The organism is Acinetobacter sp. YH12145 (genome assembly GCF_013418335.1).
Classification (GTDB): Bacteria; Pseudomonadota; Gammaproteobacteria; order Pseudomonadales; family Moraxellaceae; genus Acinetobacter; species Acinetobacter amyesii.
This window is the reverse complement of record NZ_VPCE01000021.1, coordinates 1-16,738: the sequence shown is the minus strand read 5'-3', so window position 1 is coordinate 16,738 and position 16,738 is coordinate 1. Positions and strand designations below refer to the sequence as shown.

The window sequence follows — 16,738 nt, the reverse complement described above, 5'->3', positions numbered from 1 at the left end:
AAGCAATGTAACTTGCCGCATGTTTATCAACATATGTCTCAAAAAAGTCTGCCCATACATAGATTTATGGCGTTTAGTGCTTAAATTTCAGATTAATCTTCGTCTGATGACCTGAATGGATGTTACAGATTACATGCAGGTGAATTACTCTGTGGCTGTATCATGGCTTTTGTGCAATCCAATCCATTTGATCCGAATGTTCTCTTTTGCAATAAAGCAGCCTCTTCTGCTTTTCCTGAACCAACGAACTATGTCATTGATTTGATTCAACCGACAACAGTGATGCTGAATCAAATCTCCAAAGAAGGGATTAAATGCAAGAAATATGGTAAGAAAAAGATAGGGGATGGAAGTTATTATCCGTCTAATTGGAACCAGCCCATGAGTCGAGATCAGTTGAGTAAGAATCATTTTAAATGAATAAGAGAAGGATGGCTTACCTCACTTCTCCGAATAACAATGCTATGCTTTTCAACCAAGGTTATAAATTGGCAACTACATTTCATTCTTCTTCATGCTGGTCCTATAGCCTGTAGACAATTACTACATCATTTGCATTCAATGCTCAATACAGCCTGTCAGCAGAACCGCAGCGATACTTTTTTTCGTGCATACATGTAGTGTTTAAATCCATTCATTTTTCAATGATCCTCTGCCGTTTATCACATTTATGGTCGATCTTTAACCTTGTGAAAAATGCACATACCGATCCCTTCAAACTGTCAAATTTATGTATGCATGACATTTAAAGAAAATTATCTGATCAATTTTTTTAGGTAAAATTCATCAAGAAAAAAGTTATTATTATTCATAACATCACCAATAACCACATAAAAACAATAATTTAATAAATTATTCTTCCAATTTTTTTATATTTAGTGTTATTACCCGAAGCACGGTCAACAAAAATCCGGTCGACCTCAATTCCTTCAAGTTGACGTCCAGTGTTTTGCTCGACAGAACTTACCCGGACATACCCTACTTTTTGGCCTTTCACTTTTTCACGCCCCAATTGGATAAAAATGAACAATTTCGTAAATTATAAATCTTTAACACTAAAGTTACATGTTACTTATGATTAAAAATCATTTAAATGATACATAATTTCATGAACTTTCAGATTGTAACTTTAGGGTATACTTTAAAGTTACACAAAACATCTATATGAAGACTAAAGTCCAAATTAGTGTTTATGTTGGTTCAATGTATTACATTTCGTATTTTCTATTTGTAACGTAATTTCAGTAATATTATGATTATGTTTTAGAACTTCTAAGGCCTTTTGATAGAGTTGATCTGTATTGCTATTCGGAGCAACCAAATGAGCAGTTAAATGAATATTTCTTGAGGATATAGCCCAGACTTTCAACTGATGAATCCCTTCAACGCCCTCTAGCTTCAATAAATCATTTCTTAACGACTCAATATCAATCTCATCAGGAACTCCTTCAAGCAGAATATGAATACTTTGTTTTAATAAAATCCAAGTTCGAGGTAAGACCCAGAAGCCAATTAACACAGCGATTACGGTATCAACCCACATCCACTGGGTAAAATAAATAACTATTCCTCCGATAATCACGCCTATCGATCCTAGAGCATCACTAAGAACTTCTAAATATGCACCTTTTATATTTAGACTTCCTTCAGCACTAGCAGAAAGGATTTTCATTGAAATCAAATTTATGACCAAACCAATGACCGCGACAATCATCATTCCAACACTTTGAATTTCAGCAGGGTTCGTAAAACGTTGATAAGCTTCATATACAATATATATTGCTACCACAAAAAGCATCACCGCATTAAACAGAGCCGCTAAAATTTCAAATCGCTGATAGCCAAAAGTTCTTTTATCATCTGCGGCTTTTTTACCAATTTTGATAGCGGCAAGAGCAATAGCTAAAGCGGCTACATCAGTAAACATATGAGCTGCATCAGATAACAAAGCCAAACTTTGGGTAATAAAAGCAGCGACAACTTCTACTATTAAAAAAGTAGTCGTTAAACCTAAGGCAACCATTAACTTCTTACTATTTTCTTCAGTAACAACCGCATGGCCATGATCATGATGTTCTGACATAAAATATTTTCCTTATTCTATTTATGATGAGCAGAGATATTGGATAACAGCCAATATCTCTGCTGTAAATCGACTAATCTATTGGATTAAGAAACTTTCTTTTCATTTATCCAACGATAAAGCACGGGTAACAGCACCAAAGTTAGTAATGTTGAAGAGATAATCCCGCCAATCACTACGGTTGCCAGTGGCCGTTGAACCTCAGCCCCTGTTCCGGTTGCCAGCGCCATTGGTACAAAACCCAGTGAAGCCACACAAGCTGTCATCAACACTGGTCTTAAGCGCAAAATAGCCCCTTGCCACACGGCTTTATGCACTGGATATTTGTCCCTTAATTCCTTAATAAAGGTCAGCATTACCAGTCCATTGAGGACTGCAACACCAGATAAGGCAATAAAGCCAATTCCAGCTGACATCGATAATGGAATATCCCTTAGCCAAAGGAACAGCACACCACCGGTCAAGGCAAAGGGTACCCCGGTAAAGACCAATAGACTTTCTTTGACATTGTGAAAGACCGCCATCAGTAAAATAAAGATAGTGATTAAAGCCAGTGGAATCACGATTTGCATCCGTGCTTTGGCTGAAGCCAAATTTTCAAACTGACCTCCATATTCTATCCAATAACCACTTGGCAAAGTGTATGCTTTGAGCTGTGTCTGTACATCAGAAACAAAAGACCCTAAATCACGCCCTTCAACATTCGTTGTAACCACAACTCGGCGTTTACCATTTTCTCGACTGACTTGGTTGATTCCTTCAATGGTCGAGACTTGCGCGACATCCGACAATAAAATACTGCCACCATTTGGAAGCTGAATAGGTAACTGGGAAACAGATGCGACACTACGGTCTTGCTCTCCAAGACGGATAACAAAATCAAAACGACGATCGCCTTCTAAAATCTCTCCCACGCTTTGTCCACCAATACTTGCAGCCACCACATCCTGAATAGATTTCACACTCAAGCCATACTGGGCAGCTAAAGCTTTATCAATCTCTACATTGAGTAAAGGCAGACCCGAAGTTTGTTCAACTTTCACCGCACTGCTACCTGCGACTTGCTGAATGATTTTCGCGATTTTTGCAGCCTCAGTATTCAAAACCTGCATGTCATCACCAAAAACCTTCACCCCCACATCACTGCGTATACCTGAAATCAGTTCATTAAAACGTAGCTCAATAGGCTGAGAAAACTCACTGTTATTGCCGGGAATTGTCGCAAGATAAGCTTCCATTCGGGTTCGAAGTGCATCTAGGCTTTCTTTTGAATCTGGCCATTCCTCACGTGGTTTCAGCATGATATAACCATCGGAAATATTCGGTGGCATCACATCTGTCGCCACTTCAGCAGTCCCGGTACGGGCAAATATAGCTTTAATTTCGGGAAAGTTTTTCAGTAAAAGCTTTTCGGTATTTTCCTGAATACGTAAAGACTCTTCCAAGCCTGTGCTTGGAGAACGTAATTGCTGTACCGCAAAATCACCTTCACTCAGCTGGGGTGCAAACTCACTGCCAATCTTCGTGCTGAGCAGACCCGTAATGACCAGGAGACAAATGGCAAAAGTTAAAACCACCGCTTTGTAATGATAGGCTCCATCCAATATCTGTTGATATCGGGTTTTGAGCCAGATCATCCAACGGCTTTCCGTTTCTTTGATCTCCCCTTTAACCCATAAAGCAACTGCAGCGGGCACAAAGGTGATCGATAAAATAATAGCTGCCACCAGTGCGAGAACAACGGTTAAAGCCATCGGATGAAATAGTTTTGCTTCTACACCACTTAAAGCAAAAATCGGCAAATACACCACCAAAATAATAAGCTGACCAAAAATAAGAGGACGACGTGCTTGGCGGGCAGCCAGAAAAACTTCCTTAAAGCGTTCACTTTGTGTGAGAGGTCGTTTTAACAGTTGCTGTGTATGGGCTAAACGCCGGATACAGTTTTCGACAATCACCACAGCACCATCGACAATGATGCCGAAATCGAGTGCACCTAAACTCATCAGATTGGCACTGATATTTTTCTGTGCCATCCCGGTTAAGGTAAACAGCATAGAGAGTGGAATGACACAGGCAGTAATCAAGGCAGCACGGATATTCCCTAAAAACAGGAACAGAATGATGATGACCAGGATTGCTCCCTCTACCAAGTTTTTCTGAACGGTTTTAATCGCCTTCTCAACCAAGGTAGTACGGTCGTACACCGTTTCAATCACTACCCCTTTAGGCAAACTATTCTGAATATCTTGAAGCTTGGCATCCACAGCTTTAGAAACAGTCCGGCTATTTCCACCCATCGCCATCATGGCAATCCCTAAAACGGTTTCTTTGCCGTTATAGGTTGCCCCACCGGTTCTTAAATCATGCCCAATAGAGACTTGCGCAATATCACCAACCCGAATTGGGCTGCCATTTGGGCTACCCAGCATGGTGTTCTCAATATCAGAAAGCCCATTGAATGTACCCGGTACACGTACCGTCAATTGCTGACCATTGTCTTCAATATAACCTGCACCTCGGTTCTCATTATTTTGCGCTAAAGCCTGTTGCAGTTGTTCTAATGAGATATTCAGTTGCTGCATCCGGTTTAAATCGGGAGAGACCACATAGGTTTTTTCAAAACCACCAATACTGTTGACCTCTGCAACTCCCTTAACACGTTGCAGTTGAGGACGCACAATCCAGTCCTGAATCTCACGCAAATCCATCGGCGTGTATGCAGTTCCATCCGGCTTTTTCGCATTCGGATCTGCCTTCAGTACCCATTGATAAATCTCACCGAGACCCGTAGAAACGGGGGACATCGTCGGTGCGATTTGTGCAGGCAACTCAGATTGCGCCTCCTGTATCCGTTGGTTAATCTGCTGACGGGCCCAATAAATATCAGTCCCATCTTTAAAGACAATGGTGACTTGAGAGAGTCCATAACGGGATATGGAACGGGTAAGCTCCAGATCCGGAATGCCAGCCATGGCATTTTCAATGGGATAGGTAATCCGCTGTTCGACTTCAAGCGCAGTAAAACCCTTGGCTTGAGTATTAATCTGGACTTGGGTATTGGTAATATCGGGTACAGCATCAATCGGGAGTTTCTGATAGCTATACACCCCGACCGCAATCCAGGTACAGACAAAGAGCAACACCCAAATCGCATTTTGTATGGAAAACTGAATGATTCGTTCGAATAAACCTTCTGGTTTTGGCAGATCAGAATTAATGTTCATGGCCTGCCTCGTCTTTTTCTAATTCAGATTTCAACAAGAAACTGCCTTGAGCGATATACTTCTGCCCTTCAGTCAGCCCAGAAATCACTTCAAGCCATTGTCCATCACTTGAAGCCTGCCCCAATTGCACTTTCTGTGCTTTTAAGTGGACTTGACCTTTTTGTTCTGAATCTACGATGAAAATACTGTCTTCACCTTCAATACTTTGCAGCGCAGACTTTTGAATCCGAAGGGCTGATTTTGCTGTAGCTTCCGGAATCAACACTCTCACTAACACATTAGAACGCAACTCAGTAGCTTGCGCATCGAGTTTTGCGCGCACCACCAGACGCCCTGTTTGTACATCTGCCTGAGAGGTTAAGCTTTGTACAGTAGCTTTATAGATTTGATCTGAATCATTCACTTTAAAGTCAATTTTTTGCCCGGCTTGCAGTTGACCTGAGAATTGATTCGGCAAATTAAACTCAAGCCATAAATCTTTCAGCTGTTCAATGACAAAGAGCTGATTAGCCAGTTGCACATTTTCACCGACCACAATATCTTTTTGACTGATCACCCCAGAGATCGGTGCTTTAATCAGAAAACGCCCATTGTTATTGCCACTTGCACCTAATGCATTTAAACGTGCTTGTGAGGACTGGACAGTAATCTGCGCTTGACGGTAGGCATTTTCGGCACGCTGGTAATCCTGTTTGGCAGAAATCCCCTGTGACCAGAGTTGCTGTTCGCGCTGGTAATCTTTACGGGCCAAATCCAGATTCACCTGTGCCATACGCAGATTTGCCTGTTGGTCGATCAGTTCAGGCACGATTAGTACAGCCAGCGTTTGTCCTTTTTGCACGCTCTGTCCTAAAGCCACATTGACCTGCTCGACATGACCACTAAAATTAGGCGATATATGCGCTTGTTGATCGGTATTCACCACCAATTTACCTGGCAGGGTTGTCAGCTTTTCAACCAATCCTGTGGATGCAACAGCAACTTTTAAACCTTGTTCAACCATTTGTTGGCTGGTCAGTTGTATTTCGCCTTCTTCAGCATGTCCTTCTTCAGAACTATCTTCATCAGAATGTTCGGCATTTCCCTCATCATGACCATGCCCCTCAGATTCAGTTTTTTTTGAACTTAACCAAATAACCAGACTGACCAAGACCGTAATCAGAATCAAAATTGCAATCATGAGAGACTGGGATATTTTTCCGTTTTGCTTGGCGTTCATTTTATCGTGCTCCCCCATTGATTAAATTTTGCGATGCTTCGACTGCCTTTTTATTCAGTTGTGTATAGGCATCCGAACGGCTAATTTCTTCATAACTTGTGCCAATACTGAGTGCCTCAGCTGCGAGGGCAGTTTGCCAAGCTTGACGTAGAATTTGTAATTGACCCAATCGAAGATTCTGCAGTTGGGTGGTTGCTTGCTGAACGTCGGTAATGGACAGTTTCCCTGCCTGAAACCCTTGTAAAGTACGGCTCTGAACTTTGGTCGCCAAAGTAACTTGTGCTGTTGTGGCATCGAACTGGCTACGTAAACCTTTGAGCTGATGCACGCTGTTGGCAATATTGAGTATTTGTTGCTTCAGCTCACGCTGCTGCTGTTGGTTCAGCAATATTTGCTGTTGCTGGACCATCGGGATCGCATATTGCTGGCGGTTGAAAATATTCAGTGGAATAGCCACGCCGATTGCCAAAGTCGTATCGTTGCTTTCATTAGGGGTTTTGCTACGTTTCATGCCTACATTTAAAGTCGGATTGGGACGTGCCTGAATTCTTAAATTTTCAATTTGATGATCCGATTGCTGAATGTTCAAGGCATAGAATTTTTCTAGCCACCCTTCAGCAATATACCGTTGCACAGTTTGGAGACTTTGCTCTGGCCAAGGGATAGCGGTTTTATTCAATTGAAGATGTGAAGATGTTTCTCCCCCCCACAAATTAGACAGCTGACGACCGGCAGCTTGTTTATTCAGCATCGCTTGCTGATAAAGTCGTTGGATTTCTAGCGCTTCAATTTGGGTACGCTCAAAATCAACCAGGGCAATACTGCCTGCCTGATAGCGTTTCTGGGCACTGTCCAGATTGGCTTTACTTGTTTTTAACTGTACTGAATAAGCAGACTGCTCAACCTCAGCAAGTGCAAATTGCGACCATGCAAATTTAACAATCAGTTGGCTTTGTGCCTTCCATAATTGCTGTTGCAATTGGATTTGTTGATTCGAGGTATTGGCAATCACCCGGTTCAGCTTACGCTGACCAAATAGATCTAGAGGTTGACTAACGCCAACATTGAATTCCTGTTCTTGACCTGAGCCAAAGCCAGACTGTTCTAAACTTATACTTGGATTCTGCCATAACCGACTTTGCTGAATATTCAATTCAGATATTTGCTGAACTTGTTGCCACAGCTTGTCTTGAGTCTGGTAACTTTGTACTTTTGCTAAAGCGGATTCAAAGCTGGTAACGTTTTCAGCATAGCTATATTGCATAGCCGCTGCACATATACAAGCAACCAAGCTATGACGCAAGAGTATAATTGATTGTGAAGACATGATTTTTCCCACTTATTTAAATAATAAAAGTGGTGGGAATGTTTTAGGCTACCCCACCATGAGCGGGGAAAATTCGGGAGGTGGGCTTTGTTGAAACAGGTCAGGAGCCTGATAGCTGTTTTTCCAATGAAATTGTGGATTCACTTTAACTTCAGAGCTTGGATGAAACACATCTACTTTTTCATTTTGTACAATCAAATGCGTCATCGATGGTAGATGATCTTGATGATCTTCACCGATTTCTAAATCGCTACTGAATGTTTTTATGTTTTCTGACTGTCCATTATGATCGTGTTGACGACTATCGCTGGCACACAAGGTATTTTGGTGATGACCAAAATGATAACTCTGCTGTGATTGAGGCTGTTGTTCATGGACACAAAAGGCCGCCGCCACATTCCAAAAGCTTTGGAACATGAACAATCCAACCAAGACTGTAATCCATGTAGTAGAACGCATCATCATAACAATCGAAAAATTTGTACCAAGTATAAGGCTTAGAGCCACTCCAAGGTCAAGCTTAATAAATTAAATTAAACATTCAATGAACACTGAATAGCCGGCACTTTTGCAAATTTACCTTGTCTCTATAAGCTCACATCAATTTCAGGTAAGAATAACAATAGATAGTGAACCGTACCGGGTTTGTCGGAGACTTTTTATTTAAGTTAGGCCACCTGACCTAACGGGTTAATCTTATCATTGTACATTGCTTCAAACTCAAAAGGCGATACATTGTCAACGGCATTCTAAAATTGACCCCTTTTACCTTACAAATGGCAAAGTAAAATTGCCCCCTGAAATCAGAGAAAGAGCGGTTCAATTATTGATTGAATCTGAAAAAGATTATCCTTCTACTTGGGCAGCAATCACAGCTATTGATCCTAAAATCGGTTGTACTCCTGAAACATTGCGTGTTTGGTATCAAAAATATTTAGATCAACAAAATCCTGTCAAAGTACAACAGATATCTGATCAAAAAAAATGAAGGGTAATCCCCCCTAAAATACTAGCTCTTTAAAAGAGGCAGTATTATGCTTTTACAACATGGTGTTTAACTTGAGAAACTGAATTTAAAACAATCTACTGTAACTCTTCCAGACAGATATGAAATTAATCCACCCCTAACCCTTTAAACACCGCATCCACCGGATCTGCATAAAAGCTGGTCTGGAACTTGGTAAACAGTTCCACAGGAATCGTTGGGATATCTGCCGCACTACTCATTGGTAAAGCAACCTTCTTGGCACCCGCATCAAAAGCAACTTGCAGACATTCGGCAATACTTTCCACCGGTGTCACTGAACCACCCAAGCTCATATCACCCAGTACCACCATCTGACTTTGTACCGATCGTCCTAAGAGGCCAGAAGCGAAAGCCACTAAACTTGGCAGAGCAAGATGGCTGAGCGGGCCGGTATTCTGTAATTCCACCACATGTAAGTGGAAATCATGTTCCAGCACCTTACTGCCCCCCGAGATCCGGGATGCATTGGCCTTGAAGTAATCAAAAGCAATCTTGACCTGTTCTTTGGCACTACTTGAATTCCATAAGCCAGATGTCGCCAATTTTCCTGAACCTTTAGTGACTTGAAGTTCTAAGCGGTATAAGCCTGGCATGCCCTTATTACTGAGGCCAATGGTATACAGGAAGCCTGGTTTAGCAGGACCTTCGGGAATAAGTCCACCTCCACCCTGCTCTTTTACCGAAACAAAATGCTCTTCTAGGGTGTCATTGTCGATATAGCTAAAATGCACATCATAGAATTCCATCCCCCCAATTTTTTTCAGCTGTTCTTTGACCCGACGGCGCACCTGCAGCGCATATTCCAGGCATTGCCGTACATCTTCTTTGTTAAATTGACCATGTGGGTAGAGCAGCTTCATCAATCCAGAAACCGTCTTGCGAACGGCAATCACATCACGCTGATTCAGGTTATTCCCTAGCTTAAAGTACTTCTCAATGGCATCCGCAAAACTACGCTTACGCATTTCCCGGAAGAACTCAGCCAGATAATCAACGATCAAGCCATAACGGTTGGTAAAGAATTCCGGGCGCATTTTCGGAATTTCCCAACCCGGGATATAGGCATGAAAGCGATCAAAGAATGCTGAATCGATCATGGCTTCAGGAAAAGGAGCCAATAAGTGGCTAGTCTTCACCAAGGATTCAACACTTTGGTTAATATTACCCACAATATTGTAAACAAGACATTTTTATCTTTTATATTCAATGGCTTATTTTCCTGCTAATTGGTAATACCATGAAAAATACCATGCTCAGAAAAGGCTTAACAATATTTTGAAAAATTGCCTACTGAGCGCTGCCGCACAGCTCCATAGGCCGCTTTCCTGGCTTTGCTTCCAGATGTATGCTATTCTGCTCCTGCAGCTAATGGATCACCGCAAACAGGTTACTCGCCTGGGGATTCCCTTTCGACCCGAGCATCCGTATGAGACTCATGCTCGATTATTATTATTATAGAAGCCCCCATGAATAAATCGCTCATCATTTTCGGCATCGTCAACATAACCTCGGACAGTTTCTCCGATGGAGGCCGGTATCTGGCGCCAGACGCAGCCATTGCGCAGGCGCGTAAGCTGATGGCCGAGGGGGCAGATGTGATCGACCTCGGTCCGGCATCCAGCAATCCCGACGCCGCGCCTGTTTCGTCCGACACAGAAATCGCGCGTATCGCGCCGGTGCTGGACGCGCTCAAGGCAGATGGCATTCCCGTCTCGCTCGACAGTTATCAACCCGCGACGCAAGCCTATGCCTTGTCGCGTGGTGTGGCCTATCTCAATGATATTCGCGGTTTTCCAGACGCTGCGTTCTATCCGCAATTGGCGAAATCATCTGCCAAACTCGTCGTTATGCATTCGGTGCAAGACGGGCAGGCAGATCGGCGCGAGGCACCCGCTGGCGACATCATGGATCACATTGCGGCGTTCTTTGACGCGCGCATCGCGGCGCTGACGGGTGCCGGTATCAAACGCAACCGCCTTGTCCTTGATCCCGGCATGGGGTTTTTTCTGGGGGCTGCTCCCGAAACCTCGCTCTCGGTGCTGGCGCGGTTCGATGAATTGCGGCTGCGCTTCGATTTGCCGGTGCTTCTGTCTGTTTCGCGCAAATCCTTTCTGCGCGCGCTCACAGGCCGTGGTCCGGGGGATGTCGGGGCCGCGACACTCGCTGCAGAGCTTGCCGCCGCCGCAGGTGGAGCTGACTTCATCCGCACACACGAGCCGCGCCCCTTGCGCGACGGGCTGGCGGTATTGGCGGCGCTGAAAGAAACCGCAAGAATTCGTTAACTGCACATTCGGGATATTTCTCTATATTCGCGGTTCAGCAGGCATGTCCCCTTTGAGGGCGACCCGACGACAGGATAATCGACCTTATGGTGCGCAAATATTTCGGCACAGACGGTATTCGTGGCAAAGCCAACGAAGGCGCGATGACGGCGGAAACCGCCTTGCGCGTCGGCATGGCGGCTGGCCGTGTCTTTCGTCGCGGTGACCACCGCCATCGTGTCGTGATCGGCAAGGATACGCGCCTGTCGGGCTATATGCTTGAACCCGCGCTCACAGCCGGTTTCACCTCGATGGGCATGGACGTATTCCTTTTTGGCCCGCTGCCGACAACGTATAGGAAGAATAAACGCCCTTTTCACCCAAGTCCAACAGCTTTGGACCGCAGTTGACTCTTTCGACACCCCTGCGATGCAACCCAATCCGGCTGACGGGGAGCCAGCAACGCTGAAAATTTACCCTCCTCTTTCCCACTAGCGGCTCCTTTTCCGACAACCAGCACGGCGGATCCCTGCCGCGGCGCTGTGAACGCAGCATTTTGATTGGTATCGTTGGCCTTCAGGCTCGTCAGTCAAACAGACCCAGGAGCAGCTCAGCCGGTGGCGCCCGGCTTTCGGGTAACGCCCTGGTCCCGCTGGTTTCGGCTTTGTGCTTCAGGTGATCAAGGATCTGCTTGATCACTATAGGGTCTTCAATGCAGGCGATGACTTTCATGGCGCCGCCGCAGCCGCTGCAGGTCTCGATGTCGATATTGAAAACACGCTTGAGCCGTTGCGCCCATGTCATCGACGCTCGCCGTTGTGCTGGTGTTGCCGGTTCATCAGCCACCCTGACCTTGTTGCCCCTGCCCCGTTTTGCCGGCGTGACCAACGCCCGGTGCCGACTGTTGGGTGCGAACACCCCGTGGAAGCGGGTTAGGTTGACTCTGGGCTTCGGTACCAGGGCGGCCAGCCTTGCAATGAAATCCAATGGTTCGAAAATGACGTGCGTGGTGCCGTCCCGGTACGGCGTCTTGAGCTGGTAGCGCACGTTGCCGCCTCGTGTTAACGACAGCCGCTTCTCGGATACCGCCGGGCGGCTGATGTACCGGCACAGCCGTTCGAGCTTCTTGCGTTCATCGGCCCTGGCCGCCACGCCGGCGTGCAGGCTGGACCCGGCTACCTTGCCAATCCCGTCACCGAACGGATCACCACTGGTCGGCAGAGTTTGCAAAGTGAACACCTTTCGCCCCGCCTGTGAACCGACAGCGATACGGTAAGTGATCGAGTGCCCCAGCAGGGGTGTCATCGGGTCGTCATCCACCGCATCCGAGGCCAGATAGCTGTTTTCGACATCCCGTTCCAGCAGGCCTTGCCGTTCCAGATAGCGACCCACCCGGTGGGCGATGGTGTGCGTCAGCTGGGTGAGCTCTGGGCTGGTCGGCGCCTTGACCCAGCGGAAACGCGCTGAGCCGTGGGATTGCTCGACATACACACCGTCGAGAAACAGCATGTGGAAGTGAACATTCAGATTGAGCGCCGATCCAAAACGCTGGATCAGGGTGACCGCGCCCGTCTTGGCCACTTGGTGGGTATGGCCCGCTTTCTTGACCAGGTGCGTGGCAATGACGCGGTAAACGATGCCCAGCACCCACCCCATGATCTCGGGCCGGCTGGCAAACAGGAAACGCAGCTGAAACGGGAAGCTCAACACCCACTGACGCATGGGTTGTTCAGGCAGTACTTCATCAACCAGCAAGGCGGCACTTTCGGCCATCCGCCGCGCCCCACAGCTCGGGCAGAAACCGCGACGCTTACAGCTGAAAGCGACCAGGTGCTCGGCGTGGCAAGACTCGCAGCGAACCCGTAGAAAGCCATGCTCCAGCCGCCCGCATTGGAGAAATTCTTCAAATTCCCGTTGCACATAGCCCGGCAATTCCTTTCCCTGCTCTGCCATAAGCGCAGCGAATGCCGGGTAATACTCGTCAACGATCTGATAGAGAAGGGTTTGCTCGGGTCGGTGGCTCTGGTAACGACCAGTATCCCGATCCCGGCTGGCCGTCCTGGCCGCCACATGAGGCATGTTCCGCGTCCTTGCAATACTGTGTTTACATACAGTCTATCGCTTAGCGGAAAGTTCTTTTACCCTCAGCCGAAATGCCTGCCGTTGCTAGACATTGCCAGCCAGTGCCCGTCACTCCCACTCGATTGTAAACAAGCACACAAAACCCTTTAGTGACAACAATTTGCAAGAACTATCAGGCTCAGTGCCATGAAAAATACCATGACCAGATCATGAGGTTGAACACGGCTTGCGCCGGCAGCGTTCACGCTCCTGGTCGGCGATCTCGCCCGGCTGCAATGCTAGCTCAGCATCGGTCATGCGCTCCAGCACGTCGCGTAGGCGGATGGTGCAAGGAATGGGCGGCAGCTCGAACTCATAGCCGCCGGCGATCATTTCGGCCGCAATCTCCTCGGTGATGAAAAACGGCTCGTCGTCTTGGTTCGGCTTCTTCATGCCCTTTCCTCCTGGCGCTCATCCTGGCCGACAGCGGCCAGGGCATCGGCTTCCGTCAATGCGTCCTCCACGAACGCGCCGTGCTGCTTCGCTTCGGCCTGGCTGACCTCGGCCCATATCCGTTTCACCTGGGCCGCACTGTACCCGGCCAGCTCGGCGGTCTTGTTGATGCTGTAGCCGGACTTGCGCAGCGCGACAACTTGGGCGCGGCGCTTCGGATCAGCACGGCGGCCCTTGTACCGCCCGGCCTGGCGGGCCAACTCAATGCCTTGGCGCTGGCGTTCGCGCCTGTCCTCGTAGTCGTCGCGGGCCATCTGCAAGGCCAGGCGAAAAAGCATGATCTGCACGGCTTCCAGCACGATCTTGGCGACGCCCTGGGCCTCGGCCGCCAGGTCGGATAGATCGACCACGCCAGGGACGGCCAGGCGTGCGCCTTTGGCCTGTATCGAGGCCACCAGGCGCTCGGCCTCGGGCAAAGGTAGGCGGCTGATGCGGTCGATCTTCTCGGCAATGACCACCTCGCCGGGCTGTAGGTCGCCGATCATGCGCAGCAGCTCAGGCCGGTCGGCGCGTGCGCCGGATGCCTTCTCACGGTAGATGCCGGCGACGTAGTAGCCGGCGGCCTTCGCGGCCGTAGTGATCGCCTCTTGGCGTTCCAAGTCCTGCGCGTCGGTGCTGACGCGCAGATAGACCCGCGCCACCATCGGCGCGGCTACTGGCTTCGTCCTGCGCATACTTGCGGGCTCCTTTGGGCATACTCAAATGCACCCATCTTAAACTGGCAGCTAATGTACAAAAGTTGATAGAAGCACACAAGTTCAATTTTGCACTTCTGCCCCACTATTGCAAAACTGCTTGTTAGTAGCCGTTTTTTCTTACTGTTTATAGATTCAATAATTTTTGAAACGAAAAATTGGGACTAAACATTTCGGTTTCGTTTTCTGTCGATTCGTCCTGCGTATCTTTTGCATAAACAAACATTTGTTGTTCGTAGTTTTCGATGGCATTTTCAATACTTGTAAATTCTCCGTTTGTAAGGTTTTCAGACAATATCAAAGCATCCAATAATCCCGTATTTACACCCTGTCCTGCAAAAGGCGACATCAAATGAGCAGCATCGCCAATCATTGTTATGGGTAATGGACGGTTACTTTTCCAATCATTGTTCAAAGGAAATTTCCTTGTGGGCAAGCATTGAAATGTTGATACCGAACGTATTAATTGTTTGTAAACTTCACTCCATTTGGAAAATCTTTTCAATAAAAAATCGGCAACGCTGTTTCTGTCCTGAAAATCTAAGGGAATTTTATTTTTCCATTCATCGGGCGTTTTAAAACTAATTCCTAAATACAATGCACCATTATTATTGGGATTGGCAAACAATAAAATGCCCTGATGTCCCGCCATTAATCGGTTGCCGTTGCATAGCTGAAAAAATCCGGGACAGTTTATTTCCGGTTGAAGAATATCAGCTTGGATGTTGAAAGTACCGGTTTCTTCAACTTGCGTGTCGGTAACAAAGCTCCTTATTTTCGACATTCCACCATTGGCAAGAATAACCAAATCTGCTGTTTCACTCGGTTTATTCTCAAAAGTTAGTGTCCACTTCTTCTTACCAGGTTCAAGCATAACAAGTTTTCTATCCCAAATAACCGTGTCGTTTTCTAAACTATTCAACAAGATAGCCCTTAAGTCATTTCTGTTTATTTCAGGATTGTCAAATCGATTTTCGGGCTTTACATTTTTTGTGGATAAAATATTGCCTTTTTCATCAGCAATATTTACACCCATTGGTAAGGCTAAGTCATAATAAGTTTGTAACAATCCCGCTTTTTTCATTGCTTCCTGACCTGAACCTTTGTGTAGGTCAAGGGTTCCACCAAAAATTCTTGCCTCTCGGTCGTTGTCTCTTTCGTAAACTGAAACGTCTATGCCGTTTTGCTGTAATAATTTTGCCATAGTCAGTCCAACGGGTCCACCACCAATTATTGCAACGTTCTTATCACTAAGTAAATTCATTTGTTTGTCTCTATCTATTCGCATTGTCATTCAAAAATGGCACATAACAAGTGGCTATACGCCAAATGGCGTATATATCCACTATATCTTATTTTGCTAAACCTTTCATTATCAGTGACAAATCCGTTTTCAACCGTTTACCGTTCGTTTCTACTCTCTCAAAAGGATTTATATTCATAGTGCTTTTTGTTAAGTTTTGCTCAAATATACAAATCCTTTCTATATATCTAACAAATCCATCGGACTTTTTAATTGTTCCATTCCCTTGGTGGTAATATGTGTATAAACCTCAGTTGTTTTACTGCTTGAATGACCTAACAACGATTGAATATAACGTAAACTCGTACCATTCTCAAGCAAATGCGTTGCAAAGCTATGTCGTAAGGTATGTACAGTAACTTCCTTTTGAATCTTTGCTTTTAAAACAGCTGCTTTAAAAATGTTTTGAATACTTCGGCTTGAGTATGCGCCACCTTTTTGACCTTCAAATAAATAATCTTTTGGTTTATATTCCATAAAGTATGTTCTTAAAATAATTAATGTTTTCTCAGATAAAATGGTATAACGATCTCTTTTTCCTTTTGACTGTTCTATACGAATTTGCATGCGCTTGGAGTCAATGTCTTTTATTTTCAGGTTTATACATTCAGAAATGCGCAAACCTGCCGAATAAATAGTCATCAGAATAGCCTTGTGTTTCACGTTTTCAATAGCGCGTAGTACCCGAATGGTTTCTTCTTCACTCATCACAACAGGAAGTGTTTTTTCTTTTTTTGGTCTTTCGATGAAATATGTTTTCCGTTGTCCACCCAAAACACGTTCGTAATAAAACTTAATCGCATTGATTGCCTGGTTTTGATAAGATATTGAAACTTTTCGCTCCATAACCAAATGTCGGAGAAATGATTGTATATGTCCTTCATTCAATCGATCGACGTATAGGAAGAATAAACGCCCTTTTCACCCAAGTCCAACAGCTTTGGACCGCAGTTGACTCTTTCGACACCCCTGCGATGCAACCCAATCCGGCTGACGGGGAGCCAGCAACGCTGAAAATTTAC

The 16,738-nt window shown here is 45.7% G+C and carries 13 protein-coding genes and 3 pseudogenes; 4 read left to right on the top strand and 12 right to left on the bottom strand.

Translation table 11 applies throughout. The features are described from left to right. Window positions 1-162: 162 nt before the first annotated feature. Window positions 163-420: a hypothetical protein gene (locus tag FTU80_RS15915; RefSeq protein ID WP_005245137.1), complete on the top strand. Its 258-nt coding sequence runs from the start codon at window positions 163-165 to the stop codon at window positions 418-420. Window positions 421-850: 430 nt separating this feature from the next. On the opposite strand, the pseudogene FTU80_RS16540 reads toward FTU80_RS15915, so the two are convergent. The 6 genes and pseudogenes from FTU80_RS16540 to FTU80_RS15885 form a co-directional block, all read right to left on the bottom strand. After that, window positions 851-997: pseudogene (locus FTU80_RS16540) on the bottom strand (recombinase family protein); the annotation flags it as partial. 186 nt (window positions 998-1,183) lie between these two features. Further along, entirely contained in the window at window positions 1,184-2,083 is a 900-nt protein-coding gene (locus tag FTU80_RS15905; protein WP_150378254.1) for a cation diffusion facilitator family transporter, read from the bottom strand. An 86-nt stretch (window positions 2,084-2,169) separates the two neighbouring features. Further along, window positions 2,170-5,310 carry an efflux RND transporter permease subunit gene (locus FTU80_RS15900; RefSeq protein ID WP_096902762.1) on the bottom strand — a complete coding sequence of 1,047 codons (3,141 nt, stop codon included), beginning with the start codon at window positions 5,308-5,310 and terminating at the stop codon, window positions 2,170-2,172. Next, window positions 5,300-6,529, bottom strand: a complete 1,230-nt coding sequence (locus FTU80_RS15895) for an efflux RND transporter periplasmic adaptor subunit (RefSeq protein WP_016658777.1) — start codon at window positions 6,527-6,529, stop codon at window positions 5,300-5,302. Before FTU80_RS15895 ends, FTU80_RS15900 begins: the two co-directional genes overlap by 11 nt. A gap of 1 nt (window position 6,530) precedes the next feature. Then, window positions 6,531-7,856: a TolC family protein gene (locus tag FTU80_RS15890; protein WP_150378253.1), complete on the bottom strand. Its 1,326-nt coding sequence runs from the start codon at window positions 7,854-7,856 to the stop codon at window positions 6,531-6,533. Window positions 7,857-7,904: 48 nt separating this feature from the next. Continuing rightward, a complete protein-coding gene (locus FTU80_RS15885; protein WP_227591103.1) occupies window positions 7,905-8,321 on the bottom strand; it encodes a cation efflux protein, CzcI-like in 417 nt (138 codons plus the stop codon). A 289-nt stretch (window positions 8,322-8,610) separates the two neighbouring features. On the opposite strand from FTU80_RS15885, the pseudogene FTU80_RS15880 reads away from it, so the two are divergent. Continuing rightward, window positions 8,611-8,841 (top strand): annotated as a pseudogene (locus FTU80_RS15880) (hypothetical protein); the annotation flags it as partial. Window positions 8,842-8,969: 128 nt separating this feature from the next. Here FTU80_RS15880 and FTU80_RS15875 read toward each other — a convergent pair. Next, window positions 8,970-10,052, bottom strand: a pseudogene (locus FTU80_RS15875) (BREX system Lon protease-like protein BrxL); the annotation flags it as partial. 297 nt (window positions 10,053-10,349) lie between these two features. On the opposite strand from FTU80_RS15875, the gene sul2 reads away from it, so the two are divergent. Together sul2 and FTU80_RS15865 are read left to right on the top strand one after the other, a co-directional pair. Next, window positions 10,350-11,165, top strand: coding sequence for a sulfonamide-resistant dihydropteroate synthase Sul2 (gene sul2, locus FTU80_RS15870; RefSeq protein WP_001043260.1), 816 nt, complete (start codon window positions 10,350-10,352; stop codon window positions 11,163-11,165). Between the two features lie 86 nt (window positions 11,166-11,251). After that, window positions 11,252-11,554, top strand: a complete 303-nt coding sequence (locus FTU80_RS15865; protein ID WP_000251875.1) for a phosphoglucosamine mutase — start codon at window positions 11,252-11,254, stop codon at window positions 11,552-11,554. Window positions 11,555-11,729: 175 nt separating this feature from the next. On the opposite strand, the gene FTU80_RS15855 is transcribed toward FTU80_RS15865, so the two are convergent. From FTU80_RS15855 to FTU80_RS15835, 5 genes are all read right to left on the bottom strand, one after another. Next, window positions 11,730-13,223: an IS91-like element ISVsa3 family transposase gene (locus tag FTU80_RS15855; protein WP_001120888.1), complete on the bottom strand. Its 1,494-nt coding sequence runs from the start codon at window positions 13,221-13,223 to the stop codon at window positions 11,730-11,732. Between the two features lie 210 nt (window positions 13,224-13,433). Beyond that, the gene (locus FTU80_RS15850; protein ID WP_000743213.1) at window positions 13,434-13,658 is read right to left on the bottom strand and encodes a hypothetical protein; all 225 of its coding nucleotides are present in this window, start codon (window positions 13,656-13,658) and stop codon (window positions 13,434-13,436) included. After that, on the bottom strand, window positions 13,655-14,392 hold the full coding sequence (locus tag FTU80_RS15845; RefSeq protein ID WP_001366550.1) for a recombinase family protein: 738 nt from the start codon (window positions 14,390-14,392) through the stop codon (window positions 13,655-13,657). The genes FTU80_RS15850 and FTU80_RS15845 overlap by 4 nt, the downstream gene beginning before the upstream one ends. 148 nt (window positions 14,393-14,540) lie before the next feature. Next, window positions 14,541-15,707: a tetracycline-inactivating monooxygenase Tet(X) gene (gene tet(X) / locus FTU80_RS15840; protein WP_160243712.1), complete on the bottom strand. Its 1,167-nt coding sequence runs from the start codon at window positions 15,705-15,707 to the stop codon at window positions 14,541-14,543. Window positions 15,708-15,896: 189 nt separating this feature from the next. Next, window positions 15,897-16,562 carry a tyrosine-type recombinase/integrase gene (locus tag FTU80_RS15835; protein WP_015060916.1) on the bottom strand — a complete coding sequence of 222 codons (666 nt, stop codon included), beginning with the start codon at window positions 16,560-16,562 and terminating at the stop codon, window positions 15,897-15,899. Window positions 16,563-16,738 lie beyond the last annotated feature (176 nt).

Coding starts and splice junctions, on each gene's coding strand:
- FTU80_RS15885 (WP_227591103.1), bottom strand. CDS start 8,321: ATGATGATGCGTTCTACTACATGGATTACAGTCTTGGTTGGATTGTTC.
- FTU80_RS15845 (WP_001366550.1), bottom strand. CDS start 14,392: ATGCGCAGGACGAAGCCAGTAGCCGCGCCGATGGTGGCGCGGGTCTAT.
- FTU80_RS15855 (WP_001120888.1), bottom strand. CDS start 13,223: ATGCCTCATGTGGCGGCCAGGACGGCCAGCCGGGATCGGGATACTGGT.
- FTU80_RS15900 (WP_096902762.1), bottom strand. CDS start 5,310: ATGAACATTAATTCTGATCTGCCAAAACCAGAAGGTTTATTCGAACGA.
- FTU80_RS15895 (WP_016658777.1), bottom strand. CDS start 6,529: ATGAACGCCAAGCAAAACGGAAAAATATCCCAGTCTCTCATGATTGCA.
- FTU80_RS15835 (WP_015060916.1), bottom strand. CDS start 16,562: ATGGAGCGAAAAGTTTCAATATCTTATCAAAACCAGGCAATCAATGCG.
- sul2 (WP_001043260.1), top strand. CDS start 10,350: ATGAATAAATCGCTCATCATTTTCGGCATCGTCAACATAACCTCGGAC.
- FTU80_RS15850 (WP_000743213.1), bottom strand. CDS start 13,658: ATGAAGAAGCCGAACCAAGACGACGAGCCGTTTTTCATCACCGAGGAG.
- FTU80_RS15915 (WP_005245137.1), top strand. CDS start 163: ATGGCTTTTGTGCAATCCAATCCATTTGATCCGAATGTTCTCTTTTGC.
- FTU80_RS15890 (WP_150378253.1), bottom strand. CDS start 7,856: ATGTCTTCACAATCAATTATACTCTTGCGTCATAGCTTGGTTGCTTGT.
- FTU80_RS15865 (WP_000251875.1), top strand. CDS start 11,252: ATGGTGCGCAAATATTTCGGCACAGACGGTATTCGTGGCAAAGCCAAC.
- FTU80_RS15905 (WP_150378254.1), bottom strand. CDS start 2,083: ATGTCAGAACATCATGATCATGGCCATGCGGTTGTTACTGAAGAAAAT.